The following is a 19,180-nucleotide window of genomic DNA, read 5'->3' on the forward strand; positions in this document are numbered from 1 at the left end:
CCGTAATCAGGCTGCTGGCCGTAGTCGGGCTGCCCGTAGGCACCCGTCCCGCCCTGCTGGCCGTAACCCGGCTGGGCGGCCTGCTGGCCGTAGCCCGGTTGCGCGGCCTGCTGGCCGTAGCCGGGCTGGGCGGCCTGCTGGCCGTAGCCCTGCTGCTGACCGTAATCAGGCTGCTGGCCGTAGTCGGGCTGCCCGTAGGCACCCGTCCCGCCCTGCTGGCCGTAACCCGGCTGGGCGGCCTGCTGGCCGTAGCCCTGCTGCTGACCGTAGTCAGCCTGGCCGTAGCCGGGCTGGGCGGCCTGCTGGCCGTAGCCCTGCTGCTGGCCGTACCCGGGCTGGGTCTGCCCAGGGCCGGTGTTCGGCTGTGAGGCCTCCGATCGATATCCCACGACTGTCACATCGGGATCGAGTTCTCCGGGGGCCCGACCCGCGTTCTGTCCGTATTGCGGATGCCCCGACGGTGTGCGGTCGCGCTCGGGATCATCCTGCGGATACGGTGGCTGTCCGGTGCTCACCGCGTCACCTCACTTCGACTGCGCATGTGGCACATGTCAGACTCACATGCTTGCTGGTGCACAACGTATCGACATAGGTAACAACAGTCACCTTTCCGATCAGTCAGCACCACGGTCAAACTAGTCGCCCCGCGGTGTCAGATGGAGCAGCATCCGGGTGTTTCCCAAGGTGTTCGGCTTGACGTGCTCCAGATCAAGGAACTCTGCCACACCTTCGTCATAGGAGGCGAGAAGTTCCGCGTAGACCTCCGGCGCGACGGGTGTGCCCTGGATCTGCCTGAATCCGTGCCTCGCGAAGAAATCGATCTCGAAGGTGAGACAGAAGACCCTGCGCAGTCCGAGGTCTCCGGCGACGCCGATGAGACGGGAGACGATCCGGTGGCCGATTCCCATACCCCGGCAGTCGGGGTCGACGGCGACCGTGCGAATCTCGGCCAGGTCCTCCCACAGGACGTGCAGTGCTCCGCAGCCAACGACCTTTCCCGCCACGTCGGCCACCCAGAACTCCTGGATGTCCTCATAAAGGGTGACGGTCGCCTTCTCCAGCAGGCGCGGCCCCGCTCCGGCGTAGGTGTCGACCAGGCGGCGGATGGCGCGGACGTCCGGCGTCCTGGCCCGGCGCACCGTGATCTCCGCCGACGATCCTCCCGGGACGTCGCCGGAGACCGCCACCGGCTCCCCTTCCGGGATCTCCGGGGAAACCTCGTCCCGGCCGGGTACGGCCCGCACCGGGGACTGCTGCGCAACCTGCTCCATGACTGATCAGAGTACGTCCTCGTCACCGCTTGTTTACGGCCTGCCCTTATCTCGTTCGCGGGGTCCACCGGATGACTCCCACCGTCCTCTTCGCGCCCCGGGAGGCCGCCCGGCGAGCTCGCCCCGACCGGCCCCACCCAAAGGCCCGGACCTGCGAGAATCTCCGCCCCGACGCCGGGAAAGGCGGACGCCCGGCACGACACATATGTCGATCATGAAATTGCGTGACCCGACCGTGACATTTCAGTTGCGAAAGCTCCACCGGCTTCACAGTTCTGGTTGAGCATGAACCGCCAATTGCACTAATGTCCGTCCTCGATGTCAGCACCCGTAAAGTGCTGCGCCGCCGAATCCCCGACTCGGGGAACCGGGGACCCACCCTCCAGCCGTCCCCCGGGGTGAATCCGATGTGCCACCGGCGCCTCGGTAGGGCTGCCTCGGCCCGAACCCGTCAGCTAACCCGGTAGGCGGCCGAGAGAGGAGCCTGTTGGTGAAGCGCACGCGCAACCGTGGGAGAGAGAGCGCGGGCGGGAACGCCCGCCATCGAGAACACCGGGTGCGCAGGCCGCGGTACAAGGTGGTGATCGCCGGGCTCGCCTTCGCCTCCCTGTTCCTCGGCGCCCCCTTCGCCGCGACCGCGGAGCCGAAGCCGAGTCTGCAGGAGCTCGCCAAGCAGGCGGAGAAGCTGCACACCGAGATCGAGACGCTCACCGAGCAGTACAACGGCGGGCGGGTCAAGCTCAAGCAGGCGCAGCGCGCCGCGGAGAGCGCGAAGAAGACCCTCGCCGTCAGTGAGTCACAGCTGGCCGAGCGACGCACGAAGGCCACCCTGCTCGCCCAGAGCACCTACATGGCGGGTGGGCTCGCCTCGGCGCTGGCCTTCACCCAGTCGTCCAACCCGGACACCTTCCTCGACCAGGCCACCACGAACTACGCGATCCAGCAGCAGCAGAGCGAGGAGGTCGCACAGGTCAGCAAGGCGATCGAGACCGCTAAGCGCGCGCAGGCAAGCGCCAAGGCCCGCACCGACGAGGTCAAGGACCTCCTGTCCGACCTCGGCGACCGGCGGACCAAGATCGAGCGGCTGGTGAAACGGGTCGAGAGCGACCTGTTCAGCGAGGTGCGTTCGCAGGCCGGGAGCAGCCGGGGCAGCCGGGTCAAGGTCAACGTGCCGATCATCGGCTCGGGCAAGGCCGCCGAGGCCGCCCGCTGGGCCCTCACCCAGCAGCTCAAGCCGTACGTGTGGGGGGCCGAGGGCCCCAACTCCTTCGACTGCTCCGGCCTGGTGATGTGGGCCTACCAGAAGGTCGGCATCAGCCTGCCGCACTACACGGGCGACCAGTGGACCGCGGGCACCCACATCTCCTCAAGGAGCGACCTGCGCCCGGGAGACCTCGTCTTCTTCTACAGCGACCTGCACCACGTCGGGATCTACATCGGCGCGGGCCTCATGGTCCACGCGCCGCAGACCGGCGACGTCATTCACATCGCCCCGATCGACAACCGTCCCTTCGCGGGCGGGGTGCGCATCGCCGACTGAGCCGGTTCGGCCGGCCGGACCAACCGGGCGGCCGGGCCGCCCCGAACCGCCGGCGGCGGTTCGGGGAAGGACTCACCCGGGTCGCGTACGGCCGCAGCGGCCCCTCAGGGGGCTCCTGCCGTACGCGGAGGTCCGGGACGGCATCGGGTAAGGGCTCGCCTCAGATGAGGCGTCTGCGGGCCGCCCAGGCGACGGCTTCGATGGCCGTCGCCACGCCGATGCGGTCGCAGATCCCGCGGAGTCTACGGCGGACCGTTCTTCCGCTGATGTCGAGGCGGCGTCCGACCCGGTCGACCGTGACGCCCTTGGCCAGCTCCGCCAGCAGCACGAGATCCTCATCTGTGAGGCCGACCTCGCCCATGCCCAGGAGGCTGTCGCCGCGACGGGAATCCACTTCGGGATATGCCATCTGGAGTCGCTCCCCCCGCACCTGCTAATCGAGGCGTGAGTTGTCTGGAATCAGTGTCGCCCGTCAGGAACGGTAAACGGCTTGTTCAAAGGTCGTCAAGTTCCACTCTTCATAGAGGTAGCACGCGCTGTTGACATAGTGGTCGCTACGTGAAGTACTCATGATATGTCGGCGCCTTTATGGTTAAGTCACGGACAAGTCAGGGTCCGTGGCCGGGGGCACCCGCCGCGCGCCACGTCCTCGCAGAACAAGGTTTCGCCGGAGCCCCGCCGACCACGGTCCCGGCGCTGGTCGGCCGTATGGTTATGACCTATATGTGAATTTCGCCGGAAAAAGTGGAGCCCTTCCGCGTGCTTCGCCGAGCGCCTCACTACCCCTTGACGTGGTGGTTGGAAACCCCCCGCAATGGGAGGATGCCATGCCCCAGATTTACGGCATTCGGCGCAAATCTGGCGTAACATGCCGTTTACCGTACGGTATCGAACACACTGGAAATAGAGTTTCCGTCCTCCGTTTGGCCCCAATCAAATCACCGGGCGCCGGACCCCCACACGAGACCGGGCCCGCCGCCCGGCCCGCCGTGAGGGGAGCCGGGCAACGGGCCCGGTGCAGGGAAGGAAGGGTCAGCCCGTGGGCTTGACCAGAGGGAACAGGATGGTCTCGCGGATGTTCTTACCGGTGAAGGCCATGATCAGGCGGTCCACGCCGACCCCCACGCCGCCGGTCGGCGGCATGGCGTACTCAAGGGCGGTGAGGAAGTCCTCATCGAGCTGCATGGCCTCCGGGTCGCCGCCCGCGGCGAGCAGGGACTGCTCGGTGAGACGGCGGCGCTGCTCGATCGGGTCGCTCAGCTCCGAGTAACCGGTGCCGAGCTCGGTGCCGAACCCGATCAGATCCCACTTCTCGGTCAGCAGCGGGTTGTCCCGGTGCGTCCTGGCCAGCGGGGAGGTCTCCAGCGGGTAGTCCATGACGAACGTGGGCCGGACGAGGGTGTGCTCGACGAGCTCCTCGAACAGCTCCTGCACGAGCTTGCCCTGACCCCACTTGGCGTCCCATTGGACGTCGCGCGCGTCGGCGAGCTTACGGACCTGGTCGAGCGGGGTCTCGGTCGTGACCTCCTCGCCGAGCGCCTCGGAGACCGAGCCGTAAACGGTGACCCTCGGCCACACCGGCAGCCCCAGATCGATCTCCTGGCCGTCGTGGACCACCACGGAGTGCCCGAGGGCGGCCACGACCGCCCGCTGGATCATCCGCTGGGTCAGGTCGGCTATCCCGTTGTAGTCGAGATAGGTGCCGTAGGCCTCCATCATCGTGAACTCGGGGTTGTGGGTGGCGTCCGCGCCCTCGTTGCGGAAGTTGCGGTTGATCTCGAAGACCTTCTCGATGCCGCCCACCACGAGCCGCTTGAGGTAGAGCTCGATCGCGATGCGAAGGTAGAGCTCCATGTCGTAGGCGTTGATGTGGGTCCTGAACGGCCTGGCCGCCGCCCCGCCGTGGATCGGCTGGAGCATCGGCGTCTCGACCTCCAGGAACCCCTCCTCGTGCCAGAAGTCACGGATGGACCGCACGACCGCGCTGCGGGTGTAGGCCATCTTGCGCGCCTCGTCGTTGACGATGAGGTCCACGTAGCGCTGGCGGACCCGCGCCTCGGGGTCGGTGAGCCCGGCGTGCTTGTCCGGCAGCGGACGCAGGCACTTGGAGGTGATCGTCCAGCTGTCGGCCAGGATCGAAAGCTCGCCCCTGCGGGAGGTGATGACCTCGCCCACGACGCCGATCTGGTCGCCGAGGTCGACGTCGCGCTTCCACGCCGCCAGGGACCCCTCGCCGACCCGGTCCAGGGAGATCATCACCTGGAGGTCGGCCGAGCCGTCGCGGATCGTGGCGAAGCAGAGCTTGCCGCCCGTGCGCGACAGCATGACCCGACCGGTGACGCCCACCCTGTCGCCGGTCGCGGTGTCGGCGTCGAGGCCGGCGTATTTCTCGCGGACATCGCCGTTGGTCGCGGTGCGCGGGAAGTTCACCGGGTACGGCTCGACGCCCTCCGAACGGAGACGGTCGAGCTTCTCCCGGCGCACGCGCATCTGCTCCGGCAGATCGTCGGCTGGGGTGGTCACTTCATCGGTCACAGGACAAGGTTACCGATGTCCGCCAGAGGGTGTTTCCCGCTTTTTCTCCGCAGGGAGGACCGGGCCTCAGGTGGTGTTGCGGTGGTAGATGAGCCGCAGGCCGATCAGCGTGAGCCACGGCTCGTGCACGTCGACCGAGCGCGCCTCGCTCACCACCAGGGGCGCCGCGCTGCCGGTGGCGACGACGGTGACCTCGTCGGGGTCGTCGGCCAGTTCGGCCGCCATCCGCTCGACGATGCCGTCCACCTGCCCGGCGAAGCCGTAGATGATGCCCGCCTGCAGCGCCTCGACCGTGTTCTTGGCGATCACCGAGCGGGGCCGGATCAGCTCGACCTTGTGCAACTGCGCCCCGGCCGCGGCCAGCGCGTCCACCGAGATCTCGATGCCGGGGGCCGTGACCGCCCCGACGTACTCGCCCTTGGCCGAGACCGCGTCGAAGGAGGTGGCGGTGCCGAAGTCGACGATGACGCACGGCCCGCCGTACAGCTGGATGGCGGCCAGGGCGTTGACGATCCGGTCGCTGCCGACCTCCTTCGGGTTGTCCATCCTGACCGGGACCCCGGTGCGGATGCCCGGCTCGACGATCACGGCGGTGACGTCGCCGTAGTAGCGGCGGCACATCTCCCGCATCTCGTTGAGCACGGACGGCACGGTCGAGCAGAGCACGATGCCGTCGACGTCGGTGCCCTTGAGCAGCGGCGACTGCCCGAGCAACCCCTGCAGCACGACCGCGATCTCATCGGCGGTGCGCCGGGCGTCGGTGGCGATCCGCCAGTGCTCGATGACCTCCTCGCCCTCGAAAAGGCCGAGGACGGTATGGGTGTTACCGACATCGATGGCGAGCAGCATCAGTTCCCCCGAAGGTCCAAGGCGATGTCAAGGGCCGGCGCCGAGTGGGTGAGCGCGCCAACGGCAAGATAGTCAACCCCTGTTTCGGCTACGTCACGAGCCGATTCCAAGGTCAACCCGCCGCTGGCCTCAAGCCGTGCCCTGCCCGCGACCAGCCGTACGGCCCGCGACAGCTCCTCGACGGTGAAGTTGTCCAGCAGGACCTCCTCCGCCCCTTCGGTGAGGACCGGCTCGATCTGGTCGATCCTGTCCACCTCGACCTCGATCGGCAACTCCGGGTAGGCGTCCTTGACCGCGCGGAAGGCCTCGGCCACCCCGCCCGCGGCCACCACGTGGTTGTCCTTGATCAACGCGGCGTCCGAAAGGGACATGCGGTGGTTGACGCCGCCGCCGCAGCGCACCGCGTACTTCTCCAGCGCCCGCATCCCGGGAAGCGTCTTGCGGCTGTCCCTGATCCGCGCGCCCGTGCCCTCGACGGCCCGCACCCACCGGCTGGTCAGGGTGGCCACTCCGGACAGGTGGGTGAGCAGGTTGAGCGCCGTGCGCTCGGCCGTGAGCAGGTCGCGGGCCGGGCCGGAGACCGTCATCAGCACGTCGCCCCGCGCCACCCGCTCGCCGTCCTTGGCCACGCGCTCGACCGTCAGGCGGCTCCCGCCCACACGGGCGAACACCCCTTCGGCCACGGCCAGCCCGGCGACGACGCCGTCGGCCCTGGCGACCACGTCGGCGGTGGCGGTCAGCCCCTCGGGGATCGTGGCGAGGCTGGTGACGTCACCGGCCTCCTGGAGGTCCTCCGCCACGGCGACCTCGATCAGCGCCGCGACCTCGGCCGGTTCGACGCCCATCTCGGCCAGGGCCGCCTCGACCCGCGGCGGCAGGGCGTCGGAGCCTCGTCCGTGCGGCACATATGTCATGGTCGTTCCCTCCGCTGTCAGGGTCACGTCGAGGTGCCCGAGCCACCATTCATCGTTCCGTCCGGCGAAGTCCTCACGCCAGTGCGACCCGCGGGTCTCCTCCCGGTCGCGGGCCGCGGCGACCAGCGCGGAGGCGACCGTCAGCAGGTTCGTGGTCTCCCACGACTCCGTGCACGGCTCGACCGCGACCGGGGTCCACCGGACGTTCAGCAGCGCCTTGGCGGCCTCGCCCAGGGAGGCTCCGCTGCGCAGCACCCCCGCGCCCATGCTCATGTGCCCCTGGATCCTGGGCCTGGCCCTGGGGTCGATCAGCCCTTCCTGGCGTCCGTCGTCGACGGGCTCACCGGGCGCGGGCCGTGCGGCGCGCTCGGCGTGGACGTCGTCGGCGATGCGGCGGGCGAAAACCAGGCCTTCGAGCAGGGAGTTCGAGGCCAGCCGGTTGGCGCCGTGCACCCCGGTGCAGGAGACCTCGCCGCAGGCGTACAGGCCGGGCACGCTGGTACGGCCCCGCAGGTCGGTCCTGACGCCTCCGCTGGCGTAGTGGGAGGCCGGGGCGATGGGGATGGGCTGGGTGACCGGGTCGATCCCGTGTTCGAGGCAGACCGCGAGGATCGTCGGGAAGCGGGTGCGCCACTTCTCCGCGCCGAAGTGCCTGGCGTCGAGATACATGTGGTCGGCGCCGGTCTCACGCATCCGCTGCGTGATCGCCTTGGCCACGACGTCGCGGGGGGCCAGGTCGGCCAGTTCGTGGACGCCCTGCATGAAGCGGACGCCCTCGGCGTCGATCAGGACGGCGCCCTCGCCCCTGACCGCCTCGGAGATCAGCGGCTGCTGGCCGGTCGAGTCTTGACCGAGCCAGAGGACGGTCGGGTGGAACTGGACGAACTCCAGGTCCCTGACCACGGCCCCGGCCCGCAGCGCGAGCGCGACGCCGTCCCCGGTCGAGACGACGGGGTTGGTGGTCGCGGCGTAGACCTGGCCCATGCCTCCGGTGGCCAGCACCACGGCGCGGGCCCTGATGGCGCCGACGCCGTCGCGTTCGCCCTCTCCCATGACGTGCAGGGTCACCCCGGCGGCCCGGCCTTCGGCGTCCTTGAGCAGGTCGAGCACCAGGGCGTGCTCGATGACCTGGATGGACGACTCGCTGACGGCCTTGGTCAGCGCCCGCTGTACCTCGGCCCCGGTCGCGTCACCACCGGCGTGCACGATGCGGTCGCGGCGGTGGCCGCCCTCCCTGGTGAGCTGCAGTTCGCCCGTCTCGTCGGTGTCGAACCTGGCGCCGGTCGCGATCAGCTCGCGCAGCGCGCCCGGCCCCTCGGTGACCAGGACGCGTACGGCCTCCTCGTCGCACAGGCCGACGCCGGCGACGAGGGTGTCCGAAAGGTGTTCCTCCGGGGTGTCTGCCGGGTCGAGCACGGCGGCGATGCCGCCCTGGGCCCAGCGCGTCGAACCCGCCGAGAGCACGTCCTTGGTGACGACCAGGACCTTCGCACCGGGGTCGAGCGCGACGGCGCGCAGCGCGAGGGTCAGCCCCGCTACGCCTGAGCCGACCACGACGACGTCGGCCTCGACCGTCCAGCCCGGTGGGGGCGCGGTCAACTTCAGGGGAATGGCTGGGATCGTCACTGCCGCCTCCTTGTGGGGATCGCTAGAGGCATCTCTATTTCGTCAATGTGACGATAACGCCCTCCCGAAAGCCCTTGTTCCCCGGGTCCCCCCTTTTCGGTCGTCCCGTTCTCAGGTGGCCGGGGGGAGCATCTCGCGGCGGCCCGGGGCGGCCGGGGACTGGGTGGTCATGCCGCCGTCGACGACGAGGACCTGCCCGGTCAGGTAGCGCGACTCGTCGGAGGCCAGGAAGACCATGACGTGGCCGATGTCCTCGGGGGTGCCGAGGTAGGGCAGGGCGTTGAGGCGCCGGAGGTCGTCCACGACGTTCCTCGGGAGGTTGTCCAGCAACGCCGGGGTGACCACCGCCCCCGGCGCCACGGCGTTGCAGCGCACGCGGTGCGGGCCGTACTGCACGGCGATCGACTTGGTGAGGTTGATGACGGCCGCCTTCACGGCGCCGTAGGAGATCTGCAGGACGTCCCCGACCAGTCCGGCCACCGAGGCGGTGTTGACGATCGAGCCGCCACCGGCCTCGATCATGTGGGGAAGCGCGTACCGGCAGCCCAGCAGGGTGCTGCGCACGTTGAGGGCGACGGCCCGGTCGAACTCGGCCATGTCCAGCCGCAGCAGGTCCAGGTCGGTGCGCGGATCCGTGCCGCCGACGTGGTTGCAGAGCACGTCCAGGCGGCCGAACTCGGCGACCGTGGCGCCGACCATCGCGGCCACGGAGCCCTCGTCCATGACGTCGACCGACACCGCGAGACCACCGTCGATCATGTCGGCCGTCTCCCTGGCGGCCTGTCCGTCGCGGTCCGCCACCGCGACCCGGGCGCCCTGCGCGCCCATCAGCAGCGCGGCGGCGCGGCCGATGCCGCTGCCCGCCCCGGTGACCAGCGCGACCTTCCCCTTGAGACGGTCCATCCGCTCCCCCGATCAACTAGTCCCTATTTATGAGACTAAAGGGGCATTTGTCGGTTTTATCGACCGCGTGTGGCCCGAAAGAGGCGACCCGCCCCCGACGGGTCGCCTGTCGCCGGGGGATCAGGCGCTCAGGGCCGTCTCCGCCGTACGGAAGGCGTGGTCGGGCAGCAGGGCCAGGAGTTGCCGGGTGTGGCCGGGGATCTCCACCTCCGCGAGGCCCTTGAGGAGGACCCTCAGCGGCATGGGCTGGTCGACGAGGACCGTGCCGTTGGACAGCAGAAGGGTGGGCACCTGCGTGTCGAGTTCCGCGTCGCTCAGCGTGGACCCGGCGAGCGCGCACAGGGCCTCCCCCTGGAGCCGGATGCGCTCCCGGAGCCCGGCGTCACCACCGGAGAGCGCGATGACGCGGTCGAGGTTCCAGGTGTAGAGCGCCGCACGGTTGTCGTAGGTCGCGTCCACTCCCGCCGCGACGTCGGAGATGGTGGCGAGGGTGACGGCGTTGACGATGACGACGTGCGCCAGGATCTGCTCGGCGCCCCATTCATCAGGTGGCGGAACGGGCTTCATGCCGGAGTCCGCGACCGTGGCCGCGGCTTCGAGCAGGTCACGGCAGGCGTCTCCGAGCGGGGTCGTGTCGAGCATCTCTTCCTCCTGATGGGTCCGGAAGTACGGGGGTCAGACCTCCAGCCGGGGCATGTCCCACGGAGCCTGCGGGAGGGCCTCGCCGGTTTCGAGCAGGGTCTTGAGCCCGGCCAGCACGGCGGGCCAGCCGTGCGTGATGCCGTGGTACATCTCCCGGTCGGGGAGCTTCTCGTGGGTCACGGTCAGACGGACGATGTCCTGGTGCGGTTCGATGACGAAGGTGACGACCGACGCCTCCCGGTCGGCACCGGGCTTGTCCTCGAAGGTGATGACCAGGCGCTTCGGGGGTTCGGCCTCAAGCACCTCGCCGACGACCGCGACGGTGTCCGATCCGTCGAGGCGCCGGTGCTCCCAGGTCGAACCGGGCAGCCAGTCCGAGACGTTGGCGTGGTACCAGTAACGCGCCGTCAGATCCGCGTCCGTCAGCGCCCGCCACACCTGCTCCGCCGTCGCGCGGATGTAGGTGACGTAGACATAGCTCGGCATGGATGTGGATTCGTCAGTCATGGCGTACTCCTCTGCCCTGTCTTTTATGGCGGCTATCGCCCGTAGGCGCGGTTGTTCGAACCCTGAGATCCACCGCTGCTCGATCTCGTGGATCGGCACCGGGTTGAGGTAGTGAAGCCGCTCCCTGCCACGCCGTACGACCGTGACGAGGTTGGCCCGCTGAAGGATGTCGAGGTGCTGGGTCGCCGACTGGCGTGCCATGTCCAGACACTCACACAGCTCGCGCAGCGTCTGACCGTTGTGCTCACGCAGCCTGTCGAGCAGGAGCCGCCGGGTGGAGTCGGCCAGCGCCTTGAACGCCAGGTCCATCTCTGTCGCTTCGGGCTTCACGGCCCAATTATGCAGGTATTTGCCTGCATAACGTCAAGCACGGCCTCGAACACCCGTTCAGCCGGGCACCGTGGGCTTGGGACGCCTCGTGACCGGAGCCGTCCGAGGGCGGAAACCGCCGGTGAAGGCCGGTGCCCGGCCGTCTCGTGAGAGAGACGGCCGGGCAGCTCGTTCCCGTATGCCGGAAACCCCGAGGAGGATCAGGTGCGGATCTGGGTGGCGGGGTGGCCCTGCAGGGCGGTCCGGGTCGGGGCGAGGGTCGCGGCGTAGGCAAGACCCAGGGTGATGGCCGCTATCGCCGCGTACGTCAGGTACGGCACGTGCGGCAGCGGCGACCCCGTGATCCCGTAGCTGAGCGCCATCAGGGTCGGCGCCGTGATCAGGGTTCCCGCGACCACCGCGAGGCCGCCGACCAACAGCGCCTCCCAGCGGACCATCCCGCGCACCTGCCGCCGGGTCCCCCCGACCAGGCGCAGCAGCGCGAACTCCCGCACCCGGGCGCCGGTGGCCGTCACCAGCGTGTTGACCACCGAGATCGCGATGAACACGATGATCATCCCGACCACCAGGAGGTTGGCCCAGTCGCTGAACTCCTGGACGGCGTTGACCGCGGCGCCCGCGCCGTCCCGGTCGAGGACGGTCAGGCCGGGGGCCAGCGCGGCGAGCCGCTCCTTCGAGCCACCGGTGACGTAGAGGCGCTCGGCCATCCCGGTCTCCGAGTGGTCGCGGACCACCTGGTACGGCAGGGCGACCTCGCCGTACCCCAGGCCGCGTTCGTAGACGGCCACGACGGTGCGGGTCAGGCGGGTGCCGTCGCCGAGCAGCAGCCGGACCTTCTGCCCGACCGTGGCGCCGAAGCCGTCGGCGGCCAGCCTGCTCAACGCGACGCCGTCGTCGCGCAGCCCGTCCAGGGAGCCTGAGGTGACCCCGAGGTCGATGCCGTGCGCGGGGACGGTCAGGCCGACGGCCCCCATCGGCTTGAACGTGCGTTCGCCCAGCTCGACCGTGTCGGCGAGCACCTGGGTCCTGATCGTCTCGGTGACGCCCGTGACACCGGGCAGGGAACGGGCGGCCTTGGCGACCTCGGGGGACAGCCCGGGGCTCGCCTCAAGGACGTAGTCGGCGCGGTTGCCCTCGATCGCCTGCGTGGTGGTCGCGTGCCCCACGGTCGCCTGGGCGAACAGGGTGGTCGAGGTGAAGGCGAACATCAGGATGAGCGGGCTGGCGACCGAGGCCAGCCGCTTGGCCGCGGTCCTGGTGTTGGCGACGGCCAGGTAGCCGCCGACCGGTGAGGTCCGCCTGACCAGGCCACCGGCCAGGGTCGCGGCGAGCCGTACCAGCCAGGGACCGAGGAGGGAGGCGGCGGTGATCAGCAGGAGCACGATCGCGCTCGCGCTCATCGCGGCCGTCTCCCCCGCGGCCACCATGGACAGGCCGGAGGCGGCCACGCCCATGCCGAGGAAGACCAGCCCGGCGATCATGCGGCCCCTGCCGAGCTCCCTGCGTTCGGCCATGGCCTCGCCCAGGGCCTCGGTCGGCTTGATGCTCGCGGCCCGCCGTACGGCTCCGCGGGCGGCCAGCCAGGCGGTGAGCAGCCCGAGGGCCGCGGCCGCGAGCAGCGGGATGGGGCCGACGACCGGGGCGAACCCCTCGGGCACCATGCCCCGGGCCAGGAACTGGCCGAACATCCACGTCCCCAGCACGACCCCGAGCGGCAGCGCGGGCAGAATGGCCGCCCCGGCGACGACCAGCGCCTGCCTGCCGATCATGGCGCGGACCTGCTTGGGGGTGGCGCCGACCGCCCGCAGCAGGGCGATCTCCCGGTCGCGCTGCCGTACGGCCAGGCCGAAGGCACCGGAGACCACCAGCACCGCCACCATGACGACGATGCCGATGAGGCTGCCGCCGAGCCCGATGAGCATCTCCCGGCCCTCGTGCGCCGAGGGGGTCTCGGCCAGGCCCCGCTGGTCGCCGGAGTAGACGGCCACGGAGTCGCCGAGCGCCTGTTCGACCCGGTCGGCCAGCCCGTCACCGGTGCCGAACACCCCGAAGGCCGACACCTTCCCCGGCCTGGCGAACAGTTCCCCGGCGCGTTCCCCGGTGAAGAAGACCGACGGCTGCCGGGTGAGGCCGGGACCGGCGACACCGGTCACGACGTACTCGCGGAGGCCGTCCCTGCCGGCGACGCCGACCTTCTCGCCCACCTTCCTGCCGAGCGTGACGTCGGTGACGACCTCTCCGGCCGTGGCGGGCGCACGCCCCTTGACCAGCCGGTACGGCGTGAGCCCCGCCGACTCCCAGGAACGGCCGACCACCCGGCCCTCGGTGCCGGTCAGGCCGACCGGGAAGGCGGTCTCGGCCACGACCCCGGTGACACCGGGCACCTTGCCGATCTTCTCGGCGAGGGTCGCGGGGATCGCGACCGGCTCGGAGAGCGGCAGGCCCATGTCGGCCTCGCCCTTCACGAAGGTGATCTTCTGCTGCCCGGCCACCACGACCGGGGCGGCGCCGTAGCGTTCGGTGGGGATCCTGGCGCGCACACCGCTCTCCAGGAGCAACCCGCACGAGACGACCAGGACGACCGCGAAGAACAGCGCGAGGAACGATCCGACGAGGGAGATCGCGCGGCCACGCGAGGTGGCGAAGGCGAGCTTCAGCACGGCACGGCCCTCAGGCGGCCGAGCGAGGCCATGCGGCCCGCGATGGCGTCGGGTCCCGCGGCGTACATCTCGTCGACGAGCGTGCCTTCGGCGAGGAACAGCACCCGGTCGGCGTAGGAGGCGGCGACCGGGTCGTGGGTGACCATCACCATGGTCTGGCCGGTGGTGTTCACCACCTGGCGGAGCAGGGTGAGCACCTCGGCGGCGGTCTGGGTGTCCAGCGCGCCCGTCGGCTCGTCGGCGAAGACCACCTCGGGCCTGGTGACCAGGGCGCGGGCGATGGCCACCCGCTGCTGCTGGCCGCCGGAGAGCTGGGAGGGGCGGTGCCCGGCGCGGTCGCCGAGCCCGACCCGGCCGAGCACCTCGGCCACCCAGGCGTGGTCCGGCCTGGTGCCCGCGAGCCGGAACGGCAGCAGGACGTTGTCGGTCACGGTGAGCGAGGGGATCAGGTTGAACGCCTGGAAGACGAAGCCCGCCCTGTCCCGGCGCAGCTCGGTGAGCTGGGTCTCGTTCATCTGCGACAGTTCGGCGTCGCCGATGTGGACCGTACCCGAGGTGGGCGTGTCCAGTCCGGCCGCGCAGTGCAGGAAGGTGCTCTTGCCCGAGCCCGACGGCCCCATGACGGCGGTGAAGCCGCCCCGGGGCAGGTCGACCGTGACGCCGCGTAGCGCGTGCACCTTCCTGCCGTATGTCTTGGTCACCGCGTTGAGGCGCACCGCGTGCGTCGACACCTGTCGTCCCCCGTCTTCGAATTCACTGCCTTGCAGGAGCAACGCTATGAATTCGGACAACAGGGAAACGAGCCAGTGAGCTACCCAACCGATGGTAGGGATTACCCCCCTACGGCCGCCCTGTGGATCTCGTCCCCGCGCAGCAGGCCTTCGGGGGCCCCGGCAGGGTCGTGACCGAGGTCGACGATCCGGTTCTCCCGGTCGACGTGCACGATCCTCGGCTGGAAGACCCTGGCCTCGGCGTCGTCGAGCTGACCGTACCCGATGATGATCACCAGGTCGCCCGGATGGACGAGATGGGCGGCGGCGCCGTTGATGCCGATGACCCCCGAACCCCTGGGACCCGCGATCGTGTAGGTCACCAGCCTCGCGCCGTTGTCGATGTCCACGATGTGGACCTGCTCCCCGGAAAGCAGACCGGCCGCGTCGAGGAGGTCCTCGTCGATGGTCACCGACCCCACATAGTGCAGATCGGCCTGGGTGACGGTGGCCCGGTGGATCTTGGATGTGAGCATGGTGCGGAGCATGCGTCGATCACCTCTCGCTCGGTCGGTCGCGCCGCCGGGCGGCGTGCGCGCCTGCGCGGAATATATCCGACGCCGAACGCACGGCCCAGGGGGAGTCAGAGGGTGACTGTGACGTTGTCGATGAGCCTGGTCGTGCCGACCCTGGCGGCCACGGCGAGGACGGCCGGGCCCCGGTGGTCGTCGCCGACCTCGGTGAAGGTCGCCGGGTCGACCAGCACCAGATAGTCGAGCTCGACCCCGGGCTCGGCGTCGAGCACCGCCCGCGAATCGGCCAGGACCTCGGCGGGCGTACGGCCTCGGGCCCCGGTGAACAGGGCGCGGGACAGGGAGAGCGCGGTGTGCCGCTCGTGCGTGGACAGGTAGCGGTTCCTGCTGGACAGCGCCAGGCCGTCCGCCTCACGGACGGTCGGCGCGCCCACGACGGAGACGGGCACGTCGAGGTCGGCGACCATCCGGCGGATCATGGCCAGCTGCTGGGCGTCCTTGCGCCCGAAGATCGCGATGTCCGGCTGGACCAGGTTGAACAGCTTGAGCACCACGGTCAGCACGCCGTCGAAGTGACCGGGTCTGAACGCTCCCTCGACGATCGTGCCCATCCGCCCGGAGGACACCGAGACCTGCCGGTCCTGGGCGTACATGTCGTCGGCCGAGGGGGCGAAGACGATGCTCACGCCCTCGTCCGCGCAGGTCTCCAGGTCGACGTCGAACGTCCGGGGATAGCGGGAGAAATCCTCGTTCGGCCCGAACTGGAGGGGGTTGACGAAGACGCTCACCGCGACGTGGTCGGCCTGCTCACGGGCCAGCCGGATCAGTGAGCGGTGGCCCTCGTGCAGCGCGCCCATGGTCGGCACCAGCGCCAGCGTCGCCCCGGACGCGCCGATCCCCAGGCTGTGCTTCGCCTTGACCAGCCCGGCGCGGTCACCGGCCACGATCACGTCCATATGTTCCCTCCCAGGGCGTCGAGGAGGCGCTCGGCGGCCTCGGGCTTGAGCAGCCCGGCCGCCAGCGCGCGGTCCGCGGTGAGCCTAGCGAGGGCGACGTAGGCATCCGCGGCCTCGGGTGCCGCGAGGATCAGGGCGTCCACGTGCTTGCGGACCGTCCCTGCGTCGCCGCGCACCACGGGACCGGTCAGCCCGGAGATGCCCAGACGCAGCACGTTCTCCAGCGCGGCCCCGAGCAGCGGCCCGAGCATCCGGCCCGGCTGTTCGACACCGACGCGTTCGAGCAGCTCGGAGGACTCGGCGATCAGCGTGACCATGTGGTTGGCGGCGCCCGCCAGGGCCGCATGGTAGAGCGGCCTGTCGTCGTCGGCGATCCAGACCGGCTCGCCCTCCATCTCGATGACCAGCGCCTCCGCCACGGGCCTGAGCATGTCGGGGGCGGTCACGCCGTACGAGATGCCGGTCAGGCGGCGCAGGTCGTCCTCCCTGCCGGTGAAGGTCATCACCGGGTGCAGGGCCAGGGGGAGGGCTCCCGCCCTGATCGCGGGGTTCAGTACGGCCAGGCCGTACGCGCCGCTGGTGTGGGCCACGAGCTTGCCCTGGAAGGCGGCGCCGGTGCCCGCCAGCCCGGAGACCAGGTCGGGCAGGACGTCGTCGGGGACCGTCACGAGGATGAGGTCCGACGTGGCCACCACGTCCTCCGGCCGGGACGGTGTGACGCCCAGCCGTTCCACGGCCCGTTCCCTGGAGGAATCGGAGACGCCGCTGGCGGCGACGACCCGGTGTCCGGCGCGTGCCAGCGCGGCGCCGAGCGCCGAGCCGACCCGGCCTGCTCCAATCACTCCGACGGCCAGCCGCGCCGGGCGATCGACTGCGTCCATGACGTCCCGTCCTTCGACAAGATTGGGGCTCCATGCCCAGTTGACCAGCGTAACGGGCCTGCCCCACCCGGCTGCGCGAAGGCACGTGTCCGAAAGCGGCGGCGGTCCTGTCCCAGGTCTGCCCCGGGCCGGGCCGCTTTTCTCCTCTTGTCGCAGGCTTTCTCACCGAGGGGGGCGTCCCTGTAGCGTCGGGGATCGTGTGGCTCACCTGGCGCGCCGCGACACAGCGGGCGCTCTACGGCGAAAACGGCTTCTATCTGCGCGAACGACCTTCCGCCCACTTCCGGACCTCGGTCAGCGCCGCGGTCGGTGCCACGGCCGGTGCCCCAGTCGGTGCCGCGGTCAGCGCCACGGCCGGGACCTCGGCCGTCCTGGCGGGGGCCGTGCTGCGCGAACTGGCCGAACTGGCCGGGCCCTCCGGACCGCTCGACCTGGTGGACGTCGGCGCGGGCGAGGGCGCCCTGGCGGTCGGCGTGCTGGCCCTGGCGCCGCAGGAACTCCGTTCCCGGCTACGGGTGACCTGCGTGGACGTCGCTCCCCGGCCCCCCGACCTGCCCGAGGAGATCGGCTGGGAACCGGTGGTGCCCGAGGGGGTCGAGGGGCTGGTGATCGCCAACGAGTGGCTCGACAACGTTCCCCTCGACGTGGTCGAACAGACGTCCGACGGCCCCCGGCTGGTCATGGTCGACCCCTCGGACGGCGCGGAACAACTCGGCGACACCCCGGAGGAGGCCGACCTGGCCTGGCTCGACCGCTGGTGGCCGCTCGGCCCCGTCGGCGAACGCGCCGAGATCGGCAGGCCCCGCGACGAGGCCTGGGCCTCGGTGATCGTACGGCTGGCGCGCGGCCGGGCCGTCGCCGTCGACTACGCGCACCGGCTGGGCGCCCGCCCGCCGTACGGCTCGCTCGCCGGTTACCGTGGCGGCGCGGCCGTGGCCCCGGTCCCCGACGGGTCATGTGACATCACCGCGCACGTCGCGCTGGACGCCTGCGCGGCGGCGGGCGAGGGGGTGGGGGCGGTCACGACGACGTTGACCACCCAGCGGGAGGCCCTGCGCGCCCTGGGCGTCACCGGTGCCCGCCCGTCCCTCGACCTGGCCGGCTGGGACCCGGTCGGCTATCTGCGCGCCCTGTCACGGGCCTCCCTTGAGGCGGAGCTGATCGACCCCCACGGCCTCGGCGCCTTCGGCTGGCTGCGCCAGTCACGATCCTGACCGTACGGCTACGCCGACGGTGAATTCCCTGGGGTGGCGGGGCGGGCGAGATGAGGATGGTCGGCATGAGGCTTCTTGTATTGGGTGGCACACATTTCGTCGGCCGGGCCGTCGTCGAGGAGGCGGTGCGACGGGGTGACGAGGTCACCATCGTCAACCGGGGCAGAAGTCCCCTCCCACCGGGGACGGCGGGGGCGGACGTCGAGACGCTCGTCGCGGACAGGACCGACCGCGAGGCGCTGCGCGCGGCCCTTGACGGTCGTGAGTGGGACGCGGTCGTCGACACCTGGAGCGGCGCGCCGAAGGTCGTCGCGGAGGCGTGCGGGCTGCTGGACGGGCGGGTCGGCCACTACGGATATGTGTCCAGCAGGTCGGTCCACAGCTGGCCGATCCCACCGGGGGCCGACGAGAGCGCCCAGGTGGTCGAGAGCGACCCCGACGCGGAGTCGGCCGACGACTACGCGGAGGCCAAGCGCGGCGGCGAGCTGGCCGTCCTGCGTGTCTTCGGCGAGCGCGCCCTGCTCGCCCGCGCCGGGCTGGTGATCGGCCCCTACGAGAACCTCGGGCGGCTGCCCTGGTGGCTGCGCCGCGTCGAGCGGGGCGGCCGGGTGCTGGCGCCGGGCAGGCCGGGCCGTCCGCTGCAGTACATCGACGCCAGGGACATCGCGATCTGGATGCTCGGGGCGGCGCAACGGGGTGTCGGCGGCGCCTTCAACACGGTCAGCCACCCCGGGCACGCCACCATGGGCGAGCTGCTCGACGAGATCATCAGGGTGACCGGCTCCGACGCCGAACTGGTCTGGGCCCCCGCCGAGGTGATCGAGGAGGCGGGCATCGCCGCGTGGACCGAGCTGCCGGTCTGGTTGCCCGAGGGCGGCGAGGAGGACGGCCTGCACGACGGGGACGTCTCGGCCGCCCACGGGGCGGGGCTCGTCTGCCGCCCGGTGCGGGAGACGGTCGCCGACACCTGGGAGTGGCTCAAAGTGGAGGGCGACCCGGCGCTCAGGGCCGACCGCCCCTCGGTCGGCCTCGACCCGGCCAAGGAGGCCAAGGTTCTCGACGGCCTGGCCTGACACACGGTTCCCCCGGCTGCGCGTGTACGGCGGGCG

17 protein-coding genes and 1 riboswitch are annotated in these 19,180 nt (G+C 70.7%); of the genes, 4 read left to right on the forward strand and 13 right to left on the reverse strand.

Annotation, left to right across the window (positions count from 1 at the left end; all coding sequences use genetic code 11):
• A partial coding sequence (locus ACFYY8_RS28580) for a hypothetical protein (protein WP_390046123.1) occupies positions 1–368 on the forward strand: 368 nt, incomplete at its 5' end.
• 267 nt (positions 369–635) lie between these two features.
• Here ACFYY8_RS28580 and ACFYY8_RS28585 read toward each other — a convergent pair.
• Entirely contained in the window at positions 636–1,271 is a 636-nt protein-coding gene (locus ACFYY8_RS28585) for an amino-acid N-acetyltransferase (protein WP_390046125.1), read from the reverse strand.
• A gap of 334 nt (positions 1,272–1,605) precedes the next feature.
• Positions 1,606–1,756, forward strand: a riboswitch (cyclic di-AMP (ydaO/yuaA leader).
• 5 nt (positions 1,757–1,761) lie between these two features.
• Here ACFYY8_RS28585 and ACFYY8_RS28590 point away from each other — a divergent pair.
• Positions 1,762–2,811 carry an NlpC/P60 family protein gene (locus tag ACFYY8_RS28590; RefSeq protein ID WP_390046127.1) on the forward strand — a complete coding sequence of 350 codons (1,050 nt, stop codon included), beginning with the start codon at positions 1,762–1,764 and terminating at the stop codon, positions 2,809–2,811.
• A 160-nt stretch (positions 2,812–2,971) separates the two neighbouring features.
• On the opposite strand, the gene ACFYY8_RS28595 is transcribed toward ACFYY8_RS28590, so the two are convergent.
• From ACFYY8_RS28595 to ACFYY8_RS28650, 12 genes are all read right to left on the reverse strand, one after another.
• Entirely contained in the window at positions 2,972–3,220 is a 249-nt protein-coding gene (locus ACFYY8_RS28595; RefSeq protein ID WP_386188844.1) for a LuxR family transcriptional regulator, read from the reverse strand.
• Positions 3,221–3,843: 623 nt separating this feature from the next.
• Complete coding sequence (gene lysX / locus ACFYY8_RS28600; RefSeq protein ID WP_390046457.1) at positions 3,844–5,301, reverse strand: bifunctional lysylphosphatidylglycerol synthetase/lysine--tRNA ligase LysX; 1,458 nt, start codon at positions 5,299–5,301, stop codon at positions 3,844–3,846.
• Positions 5,302–5,412: 111 nt separating this feature from the next.
• Positions 5,413–6,195: a type III pantothenate kinase gene (locus ACFYY8_RS28605; protein WP_352014107.1), complete on the reverse strand. Its 783-nt coding sequence runs from the start codon at positions 6,193–6,195 to the stop codon at positions 5,413–5,415.
• Positions 6,195–8,735 (reverse strand): L-aspartate oxidase, encoded by a 2,541-nt coding sequence (locus ACFYY8_RS28610; RefSeq protein ID WP_390046130.1) that lies wholly within the window; start codon positions 8,733–8,735, stop codon positions 6,195–6,197. Before ACFYY8_RS28610 ends, ACFYY8_RS28605 begins: the two co-directional genes overlap by 1 nt.
• A gap of 111 nt (positions 8,736–8,846) precedes the next feature.
• Positions 8,847–9,638 carry an SDR family NAD(P)-dependent oxidoreductase gene (locus tag ACFYY8_RS28615; RefSeq protein ID WP_390046132.1) on the reverse strand — a complete coding sequence of 264 codons (792 nt, stop codon included), beginning with the start codon at positions 9,636–9,638 and terminating at the stop codon, positions 8,847–8,849.
• Positions 9,639–9,758: 120 nt separating this feature from the next.
• Positions 9,759–10,280: a hypothetical protein gene (locus ACFYY8_RS28620; RefSeq protein ID WP_390046134.1), complete on the reverse strand. Its 522-nt coding sequence runs from the start codon at positions 10,278–10,280 to the stop codon at positions 9,759–9,761.
• Between the two features lie 33 nt (positions 10,281–10,313).
• Entirely contained in the window at positions 10,314–11,117 is an 804-nt protein-coding gene (locus tag ACFYY8_RS28625; RefSeq protein ID WP_390046136.1) for an ArsR/SmtB family transcription factor, read from the reverse strand.
• Between the two features lie 200 nt (positions 11,118–11,317).
• On the reverse strand, positions 11,318–13,777 hold the full coding sequence (locus ACFYY8_RS28630; RefSeq protein WP_390046139.1) for an FtsX-like permease family protein: 2,460 nt from the start codon (positions 13,775–13,777) through the stop codon (positions 11,318–11,320).
• Positions 13,771–14,508, reverse strand: coding sequence for an ABC transporter ATP-binding protein (locus tag ACFYY8_RS28635; RefSeq protein ID WP_390046141.1), 738 nt, complete (start codon positions 14,506–14,508; stop codon positions 13,771–13,773). Before ACFYY8_RS28635 ends, ACFYY8_RS28630 begins: the two co-directional genes overlap by 7 nt.
• Before the next feature lie 101 nt (positions 14,509–14,609).
• Complete coding sequence (panD, locus tag ACFYY8_RS28640) at positions 14,610–15,035, reverse strand: aspartate 1-decarboxylase (protein ID WP_390046143.1); 426 nt, start codon at positions 15,033–15,035, stop codon at positions 14,610–14,612.
• 95 nt (positions 15,036–15,130) lie between these two features.
• Positions 15,131–15,976: a pantoate--beta-alanine ligase gene (panC, locus tag ACFYY8_RS28645; RefSeq protein WP_390046146.1), complete on the reverse strand. Its 846-nt coding sequence runs from the start codon at positions 15,974–15,976 to the stop codon at positions 15,131–15,133.
• Positions 15,967–16,857, reverse strand: a complete 891-nt coding sequence (locus ACFYY8_RS28650) for a Rossmann-like and DUF2520 domain-containing protein (protein WP_390046148.1) — start codon at positions 16,855–16,857, stop codon at positions 15,967–15,969. The genes panC and ACFYY8_RS28650 overlap by 10 nt, the downstream gene beginning before the upstream one ends.
• Positions 16,858–17,054: 197 nt before the next feature.
• Between ACFYY8_RS28650 and ACFYY8_RS28655 the strand changes: the two genes are divergently transcribed.
• A complete protein-coding gene (locus ACFYY8_RS28655) occupies positions 17,055–18,071 on the forward strand; it encodes an SAM-dependent methyltransferase (protein WP_390046150.1) in 1,017 nt (338 codons plus the stop codon).
• A gap of 65 nt (positions 18,072–18,136) precedes the next feature.
• Positions 18,137–19,144 (forward strand): NAD-dependent epimerase/dehydratase family protein, encoded by a 1,008-nt coding sequence (locus tag ACFYY8_RS28660; protein ID WP_390046152.1) that lies wholly within the window; start codon positions 18,137–18,139, stop codon positions 19,142–19,144.
• Positions 19,145–19,180: the final 36 nt, after the last annotated feature.

Origin of the sequence: Streptosporangium sp. NPDC001559 (genome assembly GCF_042893955.1) — a bacterium.
Taxonomy (GTDB): Bacteria; Actinomycetota; Actinomycetes; order Streptosporangiales; family Streptosporangiaceae; genus Streptosporangium.